The organism is Halomonas sp. 111, from assembly GCF_052379685.1.
In the GTDB taxonomy this organism is placed as follows: domain Bacteria; phylum Pseudomonadota; class Gammaproteobacteria; order Pseudomonadales; family Halomonadaceae; genus Vreelandella; species Vreelandella citrativorans.
The window spans coordinates 85,646-103,614 of record NZ_JBQSYV010000017.1; the positions used below are offsets into that span (position 1 = coordinate 85,646).

The 17,969-nt window shown below is 55.1% G+C and carries 14 protein-coding genes; 4 read left to right on the plus strand and 10 right to left on the minus strand.

Annotated elements, in window-relative coordinates; translation table 11 throughout:
• The first annotated feature begins 127 nt into the window (after positions 1–127).
• The 4 genes from zwf to ACT3T7_RS13655 all read left to right on the plus strand — a co-directional run bounded on the left by zwf (position 128) and on the right by ACT3T7_RS13655 (position 4,874).
• Positions 128–1,633: a glucose-6-phosphate dehydrogenase gene (gene zwf / locus ACT3T7_RS13640; RefSeq protein WP_172118283.1), complete on the plus strand. Its 1,506-nt coding sequence runs from the start codon at positions 128–130 to the stop codon at positions 1,631–1,633.
• A gap of 1 nt (position 1,634) precedes the next feature.
• Positions 1,635–2,300, plus strand: a complete 666-nt coding sequence (pgl, locus tag ACT3T7_RS13645; RefSeq protein ID WP_444631307.1) for a 6-phosphogluconolactonase — start codon at positions 1,635–1,637, stop codon at positions 2,298–2,300.
• A gap of 34 nt (positions 2,301–2,334) precedes the next feature.
• Positions 2,335–2,997: a bifunctional 4-hydroxy-2-oxoglutarate aldolase/2-dehydro-3-deoxy-phosphogluconate aldolase gene (locus ACT3T7_RS13650; RefSeq protein WP_444631308.1), complete on the plus strand. Its 663-nt coding sequence runs from the start codon at positions 2,335–2,337 to the stop codon at positions 2,995–2,997.
• Positions 2,998–3,278: 281 nt separating this feature from the next.
• Positions 3,279–4,874 carry a solute:sodium symporter family transporter gene (locus ACT3T7_RS13655; RefSeq protein ID WP_444631309.1) on the plus strand — a complete coding sequence of 532 codons (1,596 nt, stop codon included), beginning with the start codon at positions 3,279–3,281 and terminating at the stop codon, positions 4,872–4,874.
• Between the two features lie 124 nt (positions 4,875–4,998).
• Here ACT3T7_RS13655 and ACT3T7_RS13660 read toward each other — a convergent pair whose 3' ends face one another.
• From ACT3T7_RS13660 to ACT3T7_RS13705, 10 genes are all read right to left on the minus strand, one after another.
• A complete protein-coding gene (locus tag ACT3T7_RS13660) occupies positions 4,999–5,883 on the minus strand; it encodes an SMP-30/gluconolactonase/LRE family protein (RefSeq protein WP_444631310.1) in 885 nt (294 codons plus the stop codon).
• Entirely contained in the window at positions 5,883–6,491 is a 609-nt protein-coding gene (locus tag ACT3T7_RS13665) for a 2-dehydro-3-deoxy-6-phosphogalactonate aldolase (RefSeq protein ID WP_444631311.1), read from the minus strand. The genes ACT3T7_RS13660 and ACT3T7_RS13665 overlap by 1 nt, the downstream gene beginning before the upstream one ends.
• Positions 6,488–7,480, minus strand: coding sequence for a 2-dehydro-3-deoxygalactonokinase (locus ACT3T7_RS13670; protein WP_444631312.1), 993 nt, complete (start codon positions 7,478–7,480; stop codon positions 6,488–6,490). The genes ACT3T7_RS13665 and ACT3T7_RS13670 overlap by 4 nt, the downstream gene beginning before the upstream one ends.
• A gap of 51 nt (positions 7,481–7,531) precedes the next feature.
• Complete coding sequence (gene dgoD, locus ACT3T7_RS13675; RefSeq protein WP_193055084.1) at positions 7,532–8,680, minus strand: galactonate dehydratase; 1,149 nt, start codon at positions 8,678–8,680, stop codon at positions 7,532–7,534.
• Between the two features lie 69 nt (positions 8,681–8,749).
• Entirely contained in the window at positions 8,750–9,466 is a 717-nt protein-coding gene (locus tag ACT3T7_RS13680; protein WP_444631313.1) for a FadR/GntR family transcriptional regulator, read from the minus strand.
• 149 nt (positions 9,467–9,615) lie between these two features.
• A complete protein-coding gene (locus ACT3T7_RS13685; protein WP_444631314.1) occupies positions 9,616–10,578 on the minus strand; it encodes a carbohydrate kinase family protein in 963 nt (320 codons plus the stop codon).
• A 42-nt stretch (positions 10,579–10,620) separates the two neighbouring features.
• Positions 10,621–11,589 carry a glucokinase gene (glk, locus tag ACT3T7_RS13690; RefSeq protein ID WP_444628305.1) on the minus strand — a complete coding sequence of 323 codons (969 nt, stop codon included), beginning with the start codon at positions 11,587–11,589 and terminating at the stop codon, positions 10,621–10,623.
• Positions 11,586–13,478, minus strand: a complete 1,893-nt coding sequence (gene edd, locus ACT3T7_RS13695; protein ID WP_441679281.1) for a phosphogluconate dehydratase — start codon at positions 13,476–13,478, stop codon at positions 11,586–11,588. Before edd ends, glk begins: the two co-directional genes overlap by 4 nt.
• A 251-nt stretch (positions 13,479–13,729) precedes the next feature.
• The gene (locus tag ACT3T7_RS13700) at positions 13,730–16,807 is read right to left on the minus strand and encodes an efflux RND transporter permease subunit (protein WP_444631315.1); all 3,078 of its coding nucleotides are present in this window, start codon (positions 16,805–16,807) and stop codon (positions 13,730–13,732) included.
• A gap of 11 nt (positions 16,808–16,818) precedes the next feature.
• The gene (locus tag ACT3T7_RS13705) at positions 16,819–17,877 is read right to left on the minus strand and encodes an efflux RND transporter periplasmic adaptor subunit (RefSeq protein WP_444631316.1); all 1,059 of its coding nucleotides are present in this window, start codon (positions 17,875–17,877) and stop codon (positions 16,819–16,821) included.
• Between the last annotated feature and the right edge of the window lie 92 nt (positions 17,878–17,969).

Genomic DNA, 17,969 nt, shown 5'->3' on the forward strand with positions numbered 1-17,969 from the left:
TCGAACCGCTCCAAAAATATTTTATTGTAGTAAAATTACATTAAATATTGCGCATGATGCCTTTTTTTAGATAGATTTTAGGTAATCTAACCACGTAGATGGTCGTGGATAATAAATAGGAGCAGAGATGAGCCAGTCATATGCCTCCCCAGGCGCCCCATTAGGTGAACGTGACCATGCCATTGATCTAGCGCTTTTCGGGGCGTTGGGTGACCTCGCCATGCGCAAGCTGTTTCCTGCTTTATATCATCTTGACCGTGAAGGTCTGATGCCCGAAAGCACCCGCATTATGGGGCTGGCGCGTCAGGAACATGATGTGGCGTCGTTCAGGCAACTGGTTGGCGGCGCATTGCGTAAACGGCTCAAAAGCAGCGAACTAGAGGACTCAAGCTTTGAGCGCTTTCTAAATCGTCTGGATTATCGTCAGCTCGACTTTTCAACAGCAGAGGGCTTTGAAGCCATTCGCGAATGGCGAGAAGGCTCAAAACAACCGATGGTGGTGTACCTTTCTGTTGCCGCGCGTATTTATGGCGATATTTGCCACCATCTTCAAGCCAGTGGAAGTCTGGACGAAGACTCCCGCGTTGTTGTTGAAAAACCGATTGGCTACGATCTGGCATCATCTGAACAGATCAACAATGCCATTGGTGCCGTATTTCCTGAGTCACGGGTATACCGCATTGACCACTACTTGGGTAAAGAAACGGTTCAGAACCTGATTGCGCTGCGCTTTGCCAATCCGCTCTTCGGCACTCAGTGGAACCAGAATCATATTTCCCACGTTGAGATTACCGTGGCCGAAAAGGTCGGTATTGAGGGGCGCTGGGGCTATTTTGATGATGCAGGCCAACTGCGTGACATGGTGCAGAACCACCTGCTGCAGCTGTTATGTCTGATCGCCATGGACCCGCCCTCTAACCTGGATGCGGATGCCATTCGTGATGAAAAGGTAAAAGTGTTGAAAGCGCTGAAACCTTTTACAGGGGAGGCGCTAGGGCGCGATGTGGTACGCGGGCAATATATTGCCGGCACCAGCGATGGCCAAGCGGTGCCTGGTTACCTGGAGGAAGAGGGCGCTAATACCCAGAGCCAGACGGAAACCTTTGTTGCGATGAAAACCGAGGTGTCTAACTGGCGTTGGGCAGGCGTGCCTTTTTATCTTCGCACCGGTAAACGGATGCCCGAAAAGCTTTCGCAAATTGTGATCCATTTCCGCCAGCAGCCGCACTATATCTTTGATCCGGACCAGCGCGATATTGCTTCCAACAAGTTAATTATTCGCCTTCAGCCGGAAGAGGGAATTGCCCTACAAGTACTTACCAAAGACAGTGGCCTGGATAAAGGCATGCGTTTGCGCCCAGGGCCCTTACATCTTGATTTTAATAGTGCCTTCCCTAAATCACGTATTCCCGATGCTTATGAGCGCCTCTTGCTTGAAGTTATGAAAGGCCAGCAGTATCTGTTTGTACGCCGTGATGAGGTGGAACACGCTTGGCGCTGGTGCGATCAGTTAATTGCTGGTTGGCAGAGTCGTGAAACCCCACCGAGGCGTTATCCGGCGGGCTCTTGGGGGCCGGTTGCCTCCATTGCGATGATTACTCAGGATGGCCGCAGCTGGTACGAGGATTATTAACATGAGCCAACAACGTCAAAAGCTGGCGGAACAGCTAGCCGAAGCGGTCGCGCAGGCCTTGAGTGAAGATCTAGACCGTCAGGAGCGCGTGCTTCTGGTCGTGTCCGGTGGCTCGACCCCGGTACCTTTTTTTAAAGCCTTGGCCGCCAAGCCGCTAGCCTGGTCGCGTATCGATATCACCTTGGCGGATGAGCGCTGGGTGGATGAAAAAAGCAGCGACAGCAACGCCAGGCTGGTGCGTGAAAACCTGCTGCAAGGCAATGCCGCCGCGGCGCGTTTTGTGCCGCTAACCGCAGAAGCTTCAACGCCGGAAGAGGGCGTCGCGGCGGTAGCCGAACAGACCGCATCGCTTAGCTGGCCAGCCAGCGTGGTGATACTTGGTATGGGGGGGGATGGCCATACAGCCTCGCTGTTTCCGGATAGCCAGGAACTGGGGTTAGCGCTTTCTACTGATGAGCCGTTGGTGGCGGTAAGAACCCCCAGCCAGCCACAGCCGCGGATCACCTTTTCAGCGTCCCGGCTACACCAGGCACATCGGCATATTTTACATATTACCGGTGACGATAAGCGTGCCGTACTGGCCAATGCCTTGAACGGTGATGATGTGCGGCAACTGCCAATACGTGCCTTTTTGTCATGCCCCTTGGCTATTTACTGGGCACCTTAATAACCAATTAATAATAGATTTCCGGAGACTTACGATGTCGATAGATAAACAGTTACCTTCAACGCGCACCGCTGAACTTGACAGCATTTGCCTTAAAGCGGAAGTGATTCCGGTGATCACCATTGATCGCCTTGAAGATGCCGTGCCGCTTGGAAAGGCCCTGGTAGAGGGTGGTTTAACAGTTCTCGAAGTCACCCTGCGTACCGACTGTGCGTTGGAAGCCATTAAGCGCATGCGTGAAGCGTTACCCGGAGCAAGCATTGGTGTGGGTACCGTACTCACCCCTGCTCAATATCGCCAGGCCGAAGAAGTAGGTGCTGATTTTGTCGTAACGCCGGGCACGACCGAGGCACTTTATCGTTACGGTATCGAAAGCTCAGTACCCATGCTGCCGGGTGTTTCGACCATATCAGAGCTGATGACCGGCTGGCAGTTCGGTTATCGCCGCTTCAAGTTCTTCCCGGCGGAGTCCAGCGGTGGCGTTAAAGCACTCAAGGCCTTTGGTGCTCCGATCCCTGGCGCGAAATTTTGCCCCACGGGCGGCATCACGGTCGAGAATGCGGCATCCTACCTGTCACTGCCCAACGTCATGTGCGTAGGTGGCTCCTGGCTCACGCCCGCCAGGTTGGTTGAAGTCGAAGATTGGGAAGGCATTCGCAAATTAGCTCAGGAAGCCGCCGAACGTTTTCATCATTAATGGAGCGCCTGGATTGGTACGCCCAAAGCTATTTCAAGGGCTATTGCAAAGACTATTTCAAGGGCTATCCACAGGTCTAGGCGATTTCTAAAGGTCTTCCTGTTCTATCACCGGGCAACGTCATGTTGCCCGGTTTTTTTATGCAAAATAACACGTTAGGTAAGACCAAAGGGGGATAAACGTTAATCCACCGCTCCGTTAGAATCTCTGCGGAGATATGTCAGACATTTATTCGCACTGCGCATGTACAACACGATGACTAAATAATGGAGCAAGCCAACATGCATATGCTGACCCTGGCGTCTTTCCTGTTTTTTACAGGGCTGGTCGCTTTTATTACGTGGCGTATCACACGCCGGGATGATCACTCCAGTACCACTGGTTATTTCCTGGCAGGGCGCTCGCTGACCTTCCCGCTGATTGCGGGTTCGTTGCTAATGACCAACCTCTCCACTGAGCAGATGGTAGGCCTAAACGGGGCTGCGTTTGCCGATGGGCTAAGCGTTATGGCATGGGAAGTCGTTGCAGTTATCGCGTTGGTCGCGCTGGCGCTGTTTTTCCTGCCGCGCTTTTTAAAAAGCGGTATTACTACACTGCCGCAATTGCTGGAAATCCGCTTTGATAAAGGCACCCAGCTGATCACCAACGTTATTTTCCTTATTGCCTATGCCGTTATTTTGCTGCCGATCATTCTCTATTCTGGTGCGATTGGCTTGCAGGGGATGCTGGACCTGCAAGGACTAACCGGTATTCAGTCATCAAGCACACTGCTTTGGCTAACCGTATGGATCGTGGGCATTATTGGTGCGATCTATGCCCTGTTTGGCGGGCTACGTACGGTTGCCGTTTCCGACACGCTGAACGGTATTGGGCTGTTAGTGGGCGGTTTTGTGGTCGTCTATTTTGGCCTTCAAGCGGTGAGTGGCGGTACGGGCATCATGGAAGGCTGGAGCATTCTTAAGCAGAGCGACCCGGATAAGCTCAACTCGATTGGTGGCTCAGAGCAGCAGGTGCCGTTCTTCACGCTGTTTACCGGGGTCTTTCTGATTAACTTGTTTTATTGGAGCACGAATCAGCAGATTATCCAGCGAACGCTTGCCGCCAAAAACCTGGCCGAAGGCCAAAAGGGCGTGCTGCTGACAGGGCTTTTTAAACTGCTTGGCCCGCTGTATCTCGTGCTACCAGGTATTATTGCCTATAACCTGTATGCTGATCAGGGTGTGCAGGCTGATGAAGCCTATGGGCACTTGGTGTTTAACGTTCTACCGCCTTATTTAACGGGTTTCTTTGCGGCGGTTATGGTCGGGGCGATTCTGTCCTCGTTTAACTCCGCGCTTAACAGTACCACCACCATTTTCAGCTTGGGTATTTATAAAGGCGTGCTGAATAAAGACGCTACTGAGCAGGAGGTTGTTAAATCGGGCAAGATCTTTGGTTGGATCATGGCGATTATTACCATGATTATCGCGCCACTTCTGGCCGGGCAGGATAGTCTATTCGGCTACCTGCAGAAGATGAACGCCATTTACTTTATTCCTATTCTGGCTGTTGTGTTGGTGGGTCTACTGACCAAACGGGTACCTCCCATGGCCGCCAAAATAGCGCTGGTGGGTGGCTGTTTATTGATCGCTGCTGGTTACTTTGTGCCGCCATTTAATCTCTTGCCTGAGATTATGAATGAGTTCCACTTCGTCGCATTGGTGTTTGCCTTGTTAGTGGTGATGATGCTGGTGGTTGGCAAGCTACGCCCGCGCGAAACGGACTGGGTACAGGAGCATGTCGGCGGTGTTGATCTAACGCCCTGGAAAGGTGCACTACCCTCAGGTGTCGCGCTGATCATTTTAGTGATCATTATTTATATAAGCTTTGCTGGATAATTGTCGATTAGGCGCTGAAAGCTAGCCCTGTTAGCAATAGCGCTGTCATCAATAGCCCAGTAACAGAAAGGCCCCGTTAGTATCAACTAGCGGGGCCTTATCGTTTTAGCGGCTGTTGTTGAATTTATGCAAGCCGTAGCGGCGGTTCGGCGAGCCCGGCTATGTCGATTTGCACGGAAAATAGCGCGCCAGCGTTCGGCTCTTTGGCAAGCTGCTCTGAAGTGAAACCCTCTTGAGCCGTCGTGATATACAGCGTTTTAAGCTCTGGGCCTGCAAACACCGGGCAAGAGGGTTGGCTGGCTGATAGGTGCACTCGGCCAATAGTCTCACCGTCAGCGTTTAAGCGCACAACCTCGCCAGCACCCCAAAGCGCTAGCCATAGGCAGCCTTGGCTATCCATCACGGCGCCGTCGGGGCTGCCAATATGACCGGAAAAATCCGCAAAAGGCTCGGGTTCTCCGAGCGGCCAGCCTTGGTCATCCAGCGCCCAGCGCATCACAACGCCGGTTGGTGTATCCGTAAAGTAAGCGGTGGTGCCATCGGGTGAAAAGCACAGCGCATTAGGAATGCTAAGCCCGGTACGCAGCTGGCTTAGCTTGCCGCGATGCAGTCGGTAGAGGCTGCCCGCTTGGTGCTCAGCCTGTTTTCCCATGCTTGAAAACCACAGGCTGCCATGCCTGTCCACACGTGCGTCATTGCTGCGCGTAACAGGGTTATCGGCTTCAGCATCGGCAAAGTGGGTAATGTTGCCGCTTTCAGGGGCGAAGTAGCTCAATGAGCGCTCACCCACTAATAGCAGGCGGCCATCCTCAAGCGGCGCGGCCAGAGAAACCATATCGTCTAGCGCTACATGATCATGCTGCTGGCTGGTGTGAGAGAGCCAGTGCAAGCGCTTGCCAATAATATCGCACCAGTAAAGCCGTCCGCTGCTGGCTTGCCACTGCGGGCCTTCTCCAAGCAGGCAGCCACTATCTACTGCGACAGTTGCCTGCCATGTGGGTAATGACATTATTCTTCTCCGGCTTTTTTCCAGGCGTTAACTAACGCAATCGCCTGTTGGGCAACCGCCTTGGCGCTTTGCCCGGGTTTATAAAGTGCGCTGCCCAGGCCAGCACCATCTACACCGGCTGCTCGCCAAGCGGCGAAATTATCGATGCCAACACCGCCTACGGCGTACAAACGAGTGCCTTCAGGCAGTACGGCGCGTACGGCTTTCACACCTTCCAGCCCGACCTGGACGGCAGGAAAAAGCTTAAGCCCTGTCGCGCCAGCGTCAAGTGCATCGAATGCTTCGGAAGGGGTAACAATGCCTGGCCAGCTCGCCATCTCAAGACGATGTGTTTCTTCAATCACCCTGGGACGACAATTAGGCGAGACAATTAAACGCCCACCAGCGGCATGAACGTCTCGCACTTGCGCGGGGGTAAGCACGGTGCCCGCGCCAACGACCGCCTGCTCACCAAAGGCGTTGACTAAGCGGCGAATGCTCTCTAGCGGCTCCGGCGAGTTAAGCGGCACTTCAATCTGGGTGATGCCTGCATTAAGCACCGCATCAGCAACGTCGATAACGTCATCGGGCGTTACGCCTCGCAAAATTCCGATCAGGGGTAACGTCATAGAGCTCTCTCTGCATTATTTGTTAGCGCCTGGTGGGCGAGTCGAAGACCTGCCAGTACGGCGGTGTCGCCCTCAACGTGATGGGTCTGAAAGCCGAGCGCGTTAAGGGCCAAATGGTAACGATGACAAAGCGCTGGATTACCAATCAAGGTAACCGTTTCATCGGTGGATAATGATTGGCAGGCGCCTGCTAGCTCAAGGCCAATCGCAAGGCCAGAAAGCCGTGCCGAGAGCACGCTTGCCCGGGTGTTACCCATGGGCAGGCGGCTATCCAGTAAATCCTGCGCCCGCAGGCCGAACAGGCGGCTGCTAAATGTCTCTGGGGCTGCTCTTATCTCGCTGACGGCGGCGATGAACGCATCGCGGCAGGCGGGCTCGTTTAGCGCATCGCTGCCAATGGAGTGCTTTAGGACCGACTGATTCGCCAGCAGCTGATAAAGCTCGCCTGTTAGATAGGTGGTGAACTGTGTTACCGCGCCTGACTCAATGCTCGCCCATTTGGAATGGGTGCCCGGCAGGCAGACCCGGCCTGAAAAATCGGGCGCTTCGGCCGCCAGGCCAGCAAGCTGGGTCTCTTCTCCGCGCATGACATCAAAATGCTGAGCCGCGCTGTGGGTTTGGCTCAGACCGGGCAGCAGATGCACACGCAGCTGACCACCTACCAGCCGAGGCATCACCGCTCCATGGCTAAGCTGGTCAAGCGAGATAGGCACCGGCAGGTAAGCGGCTTCCAGCCAGCCTTGTCGAGCGCCTGCCATGCCGCACACCATTACCGCTATGTGGCCGTTGGCAGGTAGCCAATCGCCCACCAGGCGCAACAGTTCAGCCTCGTATTCATCCGGCGTGAGCGAAAGCATGCCCTTATCGCTGCTGGCGTTGGCGATCACCTGGTGTTGCTTATCGAGCCCCCAGGCACGCAGGTTGCTGGAGCCCCAGTCCACCGCGATCCAGGCGAGCGTTTGCGGTAACGCATCAGAATCGGTACGCATGTGACGATATCTCCCCACGAATAAGGTTCTCCACGATTAAGAAAGCAGGGCTTACCACTCAGCGATAGAACCGTCGTCGTGCGTCCATACCGGGTTGCGCCAGCGGTGGCCTGTTTTTGCGCGCTCTTCAACATAGGCTTCATCAATTTCTACACCCAGGCCGGGGCCTTGGGGGATAGCGCAAAAACCGTCGGTGATACTTAGGGCTGTTTTGTCTACCAGGTAGTCCAGCACGTCATTGCCCTGGTTGTAGTGAATCCCCATGCTTTGTTCTTGAATGAAGGCGTTATGGCAGACAGCATCCAGTTGAAGTGAAGCGGCCAGGGTTAACGGCCCAAGCGGGCAGTGGGGCGCCAGCGCCACATCGTAGGCAGAGGCGAGGGTGGCGATTTTCAGCCCTTCGCTAATGCCGCCACAGTGGGAAATATCCGGCTGGATAATGTCGATCATGCCATCGGCCAGCAGATCGCGGAACTGAAAGCGGGTATGTAAGCGTTCGCCGGTCGCCAAGGGGTAGCTCAACCCGCCCGCAATATCTTTCAAGCAAGGCAAGTGTTCCGGTGCAACGGGCTCTTCAACAAACATGGGATGGTAAGGCTCAAGCTCACGCAGTAATGCTTTGGCCATGGGGCGATGGACGCGGCCATGAAAGTCGATACCGATACCCACATCCGGCCCAACGGCCTCGCGCGCCTCACGCACTCGGGCCACGGCTTCATCGACCTTGCGATGAGAGTCGACGATTTGCATTTCGGGCGTGCCATTCATCTTGAACGCGGTAAAGCCTTTTTCGACCAGCGCCTTGGCACCGGCGCCCACATCGCTTGGGCGGTCGCCCCCGGTCCAGGCATACATGCGCATTTTATCGCGCACTGCTCCCCCCAAGAGTTGGTGAACGGGAACACCCAAATCACGCCCTTTAAGGTCCCACAGTGCCTGGTCAATACCCGCAATAGCGCTCATCAAAATGGGGCCGCCGCGATAAAACCCGGCACGATAGAGCGTGTTCCAAAGGTGTTCGATCCGATGAGGGTCCTGGCCAATCAGGTAGTCGGAAAGTTCATGAACAGCCGCTTCTACCGTTGCGGCACGGCCTTCGATGACCGGCTCGCCCCAGCCATAACAGCCTTCATCGGTTTCGATTTTAAGAAACAGCCAGCGGGGAGGGACTTGCCATGTTTTAAGACGCGTAATTTTCATACGATATAATCCTCACGGTTAGCCGAGTGGGTACGGCAAGCGTTACTGCAGAAGTTTGTTTTAGCCCAGCTAGACGATGCCTAGGTCGATAGCGGTGCGCCGCAATACCTCGCGCGCAGCGGTGTCAGCCGCGTTAACGTCGCCGGCTTTAATCGCATCCAGTACGTGGCGGTGCCGGGTTAAACTGTCATCGAGTGTTTTAATATCGTGTTGCGAGCGATATACCAGCGCCATGATTGAAGGGCGTAATAAATGGCCCATTTGCCGCCACAACAGGTTATGCGTCGCTTGGTAGATCACATCGTGAAAGGCAACATCGAACTCAATGTGCTGGGCGCGCGCGTCAGGATTGCCTGCCGAACAGCGCATACCTTCAAACGCCGCTTCCAGACGTGTAATGTCATCACCGGTGGCCGCTTGGGCCGCTAATCTCGCAACCGTGGGCTCTGCTGAGAATCGAAAAGCGTAAATTGCGCGCACGAGCTGAGGGTCCAGGTTGACGAGCCCTGTCATCCATTCGCTCATCAATGGGTCAAGCAGGTGCCATTCACTCATTTCACGAACCAGCGTGCCTCGGCCCGCCGTGCGCTCTATAAGCCCGGCGGCCGTTAGGCTTGCTAATGCGTTGCGTACCTGATTGCGGCTGACGGCAAAGTGTTTGCCGATATCCAGCTCCTTGGGAAAGACGTCACCGGGCTGCCAGTGGCCGGTTAATAGCGCCCTGGCCAGTAAGCGTGCCAAGTGTTCAGCGCCACCGTGGTGGGCGGGCAGGGTATCCAGCGTCATGGGATGTCTCTATGAATGACGGTAATAGCGTGAGCATATTAAATGTCAGACATTTTAACAACCAGACGAAAGTTGGTTTTAGGGGGGCCTTTTTTAAAAGGACTGTTTGTAAAGTACCGTTTTAAAAGGACGAGTCTTGGAAATCGCTTTTAACGCGCCCGTAGTGCGGCAATATCATCCTGAGTGGGTAGCGCGGCGTACGCGCCAGGCCGAGTAACGGCATGAGCCCCGCAGCGGCAGGCAGTCTCCACGGCAGCGCTTAAGAAGGCGTTATCCTCGTGCCAACCTGGGGCAATGCCGTGGCGAGAAAGCTCTGCCAGCAGGCCACCAATAAACGCATCGCCACCCGCTGTCGTGTCCACCGCTTGTACACTGGGCGGCGCAATGTGCTGTGCCATGGCAGCGCTTTTAAGCACCACATCGTTAGGGCCGTCAGTAATCAAAATGACGTTGACGCCTGCGGCCAAACGCTGGTTAAGCCAGGTGTCCTGAGACTGCTCGCCGCGCAGGTAATCCAGCTCCTCAAGCGATATCTTGAGCAGCTCGGCAGTATCTAAAAGCTGCATCACCAGGCCAATATCGGCGGCGGCATCTGCCCATAAATTATGTCGCAGATTGGCGTCAACGCTCACCAGACAGCCAGACTGCTTGGCCATGTTTGCCAAGGCGAGGGTGGTTTCGGCAATGTCAGGGTCGGTTAGGCTATTGCTGCACAGATGCACGATGGCTGGCGTTTCAAATACTCCTTGGGGCAAATGGTGAATGCGATAGAGCAGGTCAGCGGCCGGTGGGCGGTAGAAGTCAAAGGTGCGTTCGCCGAGGGCATCTCGGGAGACAAACGCGAGTGCCGTACGGGCCATTTTAGTCCGCATAACGCCATCGGTATTAACACCGTGGCTATTCAGTTCCCGAATCAAAAAATGGCCGAATGTGTCATCGCCGACCATACCTAAAAAGTGACTAGGCACCCCAAGTCGAGCACAAGCGACGGCAACATTCGCGGGCGCACCGCCAGCGTAAGGAGTAAAGGTTTCCTGGCGGTCGTTAGCATCGCCTAAGTGGCTTGAAAGCATATCCACCAGCGCTTCGCCAAACGCAATAACAGAAATCATGGGTTGTCCTTGTTGTTTTTGAGGTTGCTGCCGCCCTGCGCGTTAAAACACTTCTTCGTTATGTAGCGCTTCGGCAGCGCCTAGCAGGCCTGTCCATGGGTGAGTGACGACCCAGATAGGAATATCCGCATTATAGGTGTGCATACGCCCTTTATTGATAAAGGCCGTATGTAGCTCGCTGTTGGGCAGCCAGTCCAGCAGGCGCGGAACAATACCGCCACATAGATAAACGCCCCCACGAGCGCCCATCGTCAGTGTTGCATCGCCACACACATCCCCCAGGATTTTTAGAAACCGCAGCAGCGTGCGGCTGGCTATTTCATCACCCTGCTGCGCAGCCTGAGTCACCTCGGCAGCAGTGGTAAACGCTGGCGCTATGCCTTCAAGGGCGCAGTCAGCCGTATACAGGTCAACAATGCCCTGGCCACACAATAGGCGCTCTACGCTGACGCGCGGGTAGTGCTTGTGTAGCTCATCCAGCAGTTCGCGCTCTCGAATATCGGTGGGGGCAAACGTAACATGGCCGCCTTCGGTGGGCAGCGGAATCCATGCGTGCAGGCCAGGGAAAACGCCCGCCACACCCAGCCCCGTGCCAGGGCCAATTACCAGGCGCGCTGCATGTGCTTGAGGCGTGCCGGGCTTCACTTCCACCAGGTCGTGATCTGGCACGTGGGGGATGCCCAGTGCCTGAGCGGTGAAATCATTAATAACTTTAAACAGCGAAAGGTTCAGCGTCTGCTGAACCTCGCTTTTTAAAAACTGCCAGTGGTTGTTGGTCATTTTGACCTGCTCGGCATGCACCGGGCAGGCAAACGCTAAGCAGGCCTCGGTGGGCGCGTTACTGCCGGTCGCGCCCACTTGGCTCAAATAGTCCTGGGCGGCTTCCACCACCCCCGGGTAGTCGGCGCAGGGTAGGTTGAGAATGTGTTGGGGCGTTTTCTCCCCCGGGGTGACCAACGCAAAGCGGGCGTTGGTTCCCCCGATGTCGCCAATGAGAGCAGGTCGGCTCATTGGTCCTCCTGCTCGATTTTTTCCAGCTCTCGGGAAAGAACGTCAGCTTCAAAGCCGCCAAACACGCCTGCGCCTTCTTCGGCTTTAGTGGCCAAATGGCGGAAGCCGCCAAATAGCTCGCGACCCATGCCAAAGTGGTTCTGCTCAAGATTGGCCTGCGCGCAAGGTCTGGCATCAAACGTGGCGGCATCCATCAGTACGTTAAGTTCGCCGGTTTCGGCATCCAGGCGCACAATGTCACCATCCTGCAGTTTGGATAGAGGGCCACGGTCAATGGCTTCAGGCGTGACATGGATAGCGGCAGGCACTTTGCCTGAAGCGCCCGACATGCGGCCATCGGTCACCAGGGCCACTTTAAAGCCACGGTCTTGTAGCACGCCTAAAAACGGCGTGAGCTTGTGCAGTTCGGGCATGCCATTGGCTTTAGGGCCCTGGAAGCGCACCACCACGATGACATCGCGGTCCAACCGACCCGATTCAAACGCCGCTTTTACCTGGTTTTGATCATCAAATAGCTGAACAGGCGCCTCAACGATGCGGTGTGCCTGCTTCACTGCGGAAATTTTAATCACGCCACGGCCCAGGTTGCCGTCGAGTACGGTAAGTCCGCCAGTTGGCGAGAAAGGATTGCTGACCGGACGGAGTACCTCTGAATCGAGGCTGGATTCAGGGCCTTCGCGCCAAGTGAGCTTGCCATCTTCAAGGAAAGGCTCTTGCGTGTAGGCGGTCATGTCCGTACCAAAAACGGTAGGAATGTCGCCATGCATAAGACCCGCTTGGAGTAATTCACGAATCAGCAGGCTCATACCGCCCGCCGCCTGGAAGTGGTTAACATCCGCCTGGCCGTTGGGGTAAATGCGGGTCATGCTGGGCACCACAGCGGAAAGCTCGGTGAAATCATCCCAGTTAATGGTAATGCCCGCCGCGGCTGCCATGGCCACCAGGTGCAGCGTGTGGTTGGTTGAGCCGCCGGAGGCCAGTAGGCCGACAATTGCGTTAACAATCGCTCGCTCATCAATTTGCTTATAGAACGGGCGGTAGTTTCCGCTTTGTTCGGTATTGCGAATGGCCTGTTCCGTGGCATAGCGGGTGAGCGCTTCACGCAGTGGGGTGCCAGGGTTAACAAACGAGGCACCGGGCAGATGGAGGCCCATCATTTCCATCATTAGCTGGTTGGAATTGGCGGTACCGTAAAACGTGCAGGTGCCGGGGCTATGATAGGACTGGGATTCGGATTCCAACAGCTCGTCTCGGCCAACCTTGCCTTCAGCATAAAGCTGGCGAACGCGGGCTTTTTCGTCATTCGGGAGGCCGGTGGTCATGGGGCCACCAGGCACAAACATGGCCGGTAGATGGCCAAAGCGTGCAGCGCCAATAAATAGCCCCGGCACAATTTTATCGCAGATACCCAGGTACAGCGTTGCATCAAACATGTTGTGAGAAAGTGCGACCGCCGTCGCCATGGCAATCACATCGCGGGAGAACAGCGACAGCTCCATGCCGGGCTGCCCCTGGGTCACGCCGTCGCACATGGCGGGTACGCCACCTGCGAACTGTGCGGTTGAACCCATGCCCCGCGCGGCTTCTTTAATAACCGCAGGGTAGTCTTCGAAAGGCCGGTGAGCAGAAAGCATATCGTTATAGGACGATACGATGCCCACGTTGGCGCTATTGGTTAACTTGAGTCGTCCCTTGTCGACAGGCACATCGCAGCCGGCAAAGCCGTGCGCCAGGTTCCCGCAGGAAAGCTCGCCACGATGAACGCCTTGCTTATGTTGGTCCGCCATATGCGCTTCGTAGAGCGCACGCCGCTGCCGAGAACGTTCACGGATACGTTGAGTAACCTTGGCAACGGTAGGATTTAACGTAGCAGGTGTTGGGCTCGGCATAATGACCTCTGCATGATAGAAACGGCACGGTTTGTGTAGTTATTTTACATATTTTTATACTATTTAAAGTAAATAAATAATAAAACAGGTTATTCATTTGGTTTTATTACTATATCCAAGGTCTTGCGTCTTTTGTTTCCTTGCCTCCATGCAGCGCTAAAGCCGCTCAGAGGCTCATAGACACAAGCCTAGTATAATTCAATTGGCCCGTACCGAACGTCGCCTGTCGTAGCGGATGGGGCGCTCGATAATTACTCGTTTTCAACCTCGTCCCGTTTAATACTGAAGAACAGCGCATAAAGCGTGGGTACCGCGACCAGAGTGAGAAGCGAAGCAAATGCTAGCCCGCCCATAATAGTGACCGCCATGCTGTTGAAGAACGCATCGGTCAGCAGCGGGATCATGCCCAGAATGGTGGTGCCTGCCGCCAAGAGCACCGGGCGCAGGCGGCTAATGCTGGCCTCAAGCAGTGCCTGGAAACGTGCCGTGCCCTGACGAATCTGCTCATCAATTTCATCGACCAACACAATGGCATTTTTCATCAGCATGCCAGAAAGGCTTAACATGCCGAGCAGGGCAGTAAACGAGAAGGCCAAGCCGGTCGCCAGCAGGCCTATAACAACACCGCATACCGACATGGGGACTACCAGCCAGATAATTAACGGTTGTCTGAGTTTTCCGAAAAGCAGAATGGTCGTCAGTACCATGATTAAGAAACTGATAGGCAGCTGCTGCGCCAGTGATGCTTGAGCGTCGCCGGAGTCTTCGTGCTCGCCGCCCCATTCCAACGTATAGCCGGGCGGTAGCGGAATGGCTTCAATCTCAGCGCGGATCTCCTCGAAGGCCTGGGCCGCCGTGTAGCCAGCTCCTGGCTCGGCGCCCACGGTGAGTGTACGCACGCGGTTACGCCGCTGAATCAAGGCCTCTTCACTGCGCGTCTCAAAGGCATCCACCACCTGCGTAATAGGGATGAACTGCTCTTGCGCTTCACTCCATACCTGCCGATCAGGCAGCAGCGCCACGTCATCTCGCTCCGCTTGAGGAGCTCGAGCCACAATAGGCACCAAATGCTCGCCTTCACGATAGGTGCCCGCTTGAATGCCTGACGTGGCAAACTGAAGTGCCTGAGTAATATCATCGCGTGTGACGCCGGCAATACGCGCGCGCTCCTCATTAATCACTGGTGCGACGATCAGCTCCTGTTGGCGCCAGTCGGTGCGCTCGTCAATGAGAAAGGGATTGGTCGCCATACGTGCTTCGGCTTCAGCGGCTAACCCACGCAGCACGCTGGCGGAGGCGCCCTGAAAACGTGCCTCTATATCAGCGCCGTCGCCGGGCCCAAACTGCAGGCGCTGGGTACGTATTTGGGCATTAGGGAAGTGTTCATTTAAATCGCGGTAAAACTGTCGGTCCAGCGCGGGAATAGCGTCGAGCTCTGCCGTACGCACGATGAATTGTGCGTAAGCGGTATTGGGCTGCTCGGGTGAGTAGGTCAGCATAAAGCGCGTTGCCCCACTGCCCACAAAACTTGCCACCGAAACCACATCGTCCTGTTCGAGAAGGTAAGCTTCTATCTCTTCGACATCGCGTAGCGTGGCGCGAATGTCGGTGCCTTGAGGGAGCTCGTAGTTGATAAAGAATATAGGTGTATTCGAATCAGGGAAGAAGGATTGGGGCACCAGCGTAAAAGCCCACATGCAGGCTCCAGTAATCACCACCAGCGCCGCGATGGTAATAATGCGCAGCTTAAGCGCCATCAAGAGCACCTTGTGGTAGCTGCGATACATCAGGCCGCCGTATAAATCCTTTTCGTCATCCTGATTATTCTCTTCTTCATCCTCTTCACCTTTCTTGCGCAGCAGGTAGAAGCCGAACAGCGGGGTAACGGTGAGGGCCAGCAGCCAGCTCAACATTAACGACACCAGAATGACGATAAACAGCGAGAACATGAACTCACCGGTTACATCATCGGAAAGGCCAATCCCGGCAAACGCCATAATGCCGATAATAGTGGCACCTAATAGCGGTATCTGAGTGCGTTGTGCGGATGCGCTGGCCGCCTCCTTGGCCTTCATGCCGCGCTTTATATTGGTGACCATGCCTTCTGCCACCACGATGGAGTTATCCACCAGCATGCCCATGGCGATAATCAGCGCGCCGAGTGAAATGCGCTCCATCTCGATATTGAAAATGGCCATAAACATCAGCGTGCCGAGTACGGTCAGCAGCAACGTGCTGCCGACGACCACGCCAATCCGCCAGCCCATGACCAGGCACAGTACGCCGATAACGATACTCACCGACATCAGCAAATTAATCAGAAAGTCATTGATGGCGTCGTTAACGACATCGTGCTGTTCATAAAGCGGGTGAAGTTCAACACCGAGCGGAATACGGCTTTGCAGCTGCTCCATACGCGCTTCAACAGCGTCACCGACCTCAATGATATTCTCGGTTTCGATGCCCGAGATACCCAGCGTAAACGCGGTTTGACCGTTATAACGGATGACCTGGTCGGGGATTTCAGTGGGCTGTCGATAAATCGTTGCGATATCGGCCAGCGGTACCTGGTCGGTTGTGCCTGGCGCACCAATGCGGATCGATTCCAGTAGCGCGGTACTGTCGATGTTCGAGCGCGCGACAAGGCGTACCTGTCGATCACCCACCCGCAGTACTCCGGCGTCTTCGACGGCGTTTTCGGTTTGAATGGTATTGATCACCTGCTCGATGGGAATGCCGAGCGTGGTTAGCCGCTCATTGGAAATATCGAGATAAATCGTCTCTTCGCGTTCGCCTGCGCTAGTGACGCGGGCAACACCCGGTACCGCCAGTAGTTCGCGCTGAAGAAAGGTTGAAATATCGCGAATCTCACGGGTAGAAAAACCGTCGGCGGTGACGGCATAAAACAGCCCATATACTTCACCGAAGTCGTCGTTGACCTGAGAAGGCTGGGCGCCTTGCGGTAGGTCGGCTTGGGTATCATTAACCTTGCGGCGCAACTCATCCCAGATTTGTGGCAGTTCGTCACTACCATAAGTAGAGCGTACTTCTACCTGGATTTCTGAGCGGTTGGGCACCGATTTGGAATCAAGCACGTCTATTTGCGGCATTTCCTGAATGGCGCGTTCCAAGCGCTCGGTAACCTCTTCCTCAACCTCTTCAGCAGTGGCGCCAGGGTAGGGAGTGTTGATGATCGCGTAGGGAATGGTGAACGATGGATCCTCCAACTTGCCCACCGCATTAAACCCCCAAATACCCCCAAACAGACAAAGTACAACAATCAGCCAGGTGTTGATGGGCCGCTCGATTGAAAGCTTCGCAATATTCATGACCACGCCCCTTATAGCGATGCTTCAAGCGGTTTGACCTGCATGCCATCACGTAGCAAATGAACACCCGCTGCAACAATAGACGCACCGTCTTCAAGGCCCGCTGTAATAATCACCTGGTCACCGACGATGTCGCCGGGGGTAACGCGTTGCGGCGATACCGTGCCTTCATCGCCGTCGTAAATCCACACCTGAAATTCGCCCTGTTCATCGTTGTCCAAGGCGCTGCTGGGCACCATGATCAGCGGTGTCTCAAGGGTGTTTTTAAACGCGATAAAAACGCTGGCGGTCGTGCCGGGGAGGGCGATCAACGGGACGTCCGGGGTTGGGGCATACTCTACTTCATAGGTCTGGGCGATTTCGTCAGGTTCGGTGGCATGTTCCCGATACTCAAGCGGGAAGCGCTGCCCCGGTAGGGTGGCAATCTCGGCCTCGACCTTAAAGTGATGGCCTCTTTCAAGGTGCTGCATTAACGCTTGGGGCACGTTAAAGCGTATCCGCAGCTCGGAGATATCCTGAATGCGCACCACCTCTGTATTGGGTGGGACCGTTGTATGATTCTCGACTAAACGCCGGGATACGAGCGCATCGAACGGCGCATTAAGGGTGGTGTAGGCAAGTTCCTGACGCGCGCTCTCAAGCTGGGTTTCGGCAAGCTCGGCCTCCGTTTGGGCGCTATCCAATGCGGATTGGGAAACGGCGTCATGGGCCCGCAGGTTGCGCTGTCTTACCAGGTGGCGGCGAGCTTGCTCGTACTCGGCTTCGGCGCTGCGAACCTGTAAGGCATAGTCGGTCTGGTCGAGCCGGGCGATTAACTCGCCGCGTGGAATCGTTGCACCTTGAACGGCGGGAAGCGCCTCAATGCGCCCGCCTACCTGAAAGGCCAGGTTCACCGTGCTCAGTGCATCCACGCGGCCTACAAATCGGCGGCTTGGGTAGACCTCTTGCTGGCTTGTTTCATAGAGCTTCACAACTTGGGTCGGGTTAGGTTGCGTTTCATCATCGTTGCCACAACCCACGGTTAATAAGGGGGTGAGCACCAACAAAATCCATAAAAAGCCCGGCCTCATTAGCTGCCTCCATGCAAGCGGTCAAATCCATTTTTAACTAACGTATTATTATCACCAGGGTATCTTTATAACCAAGGTGTCGTTATGCAAGC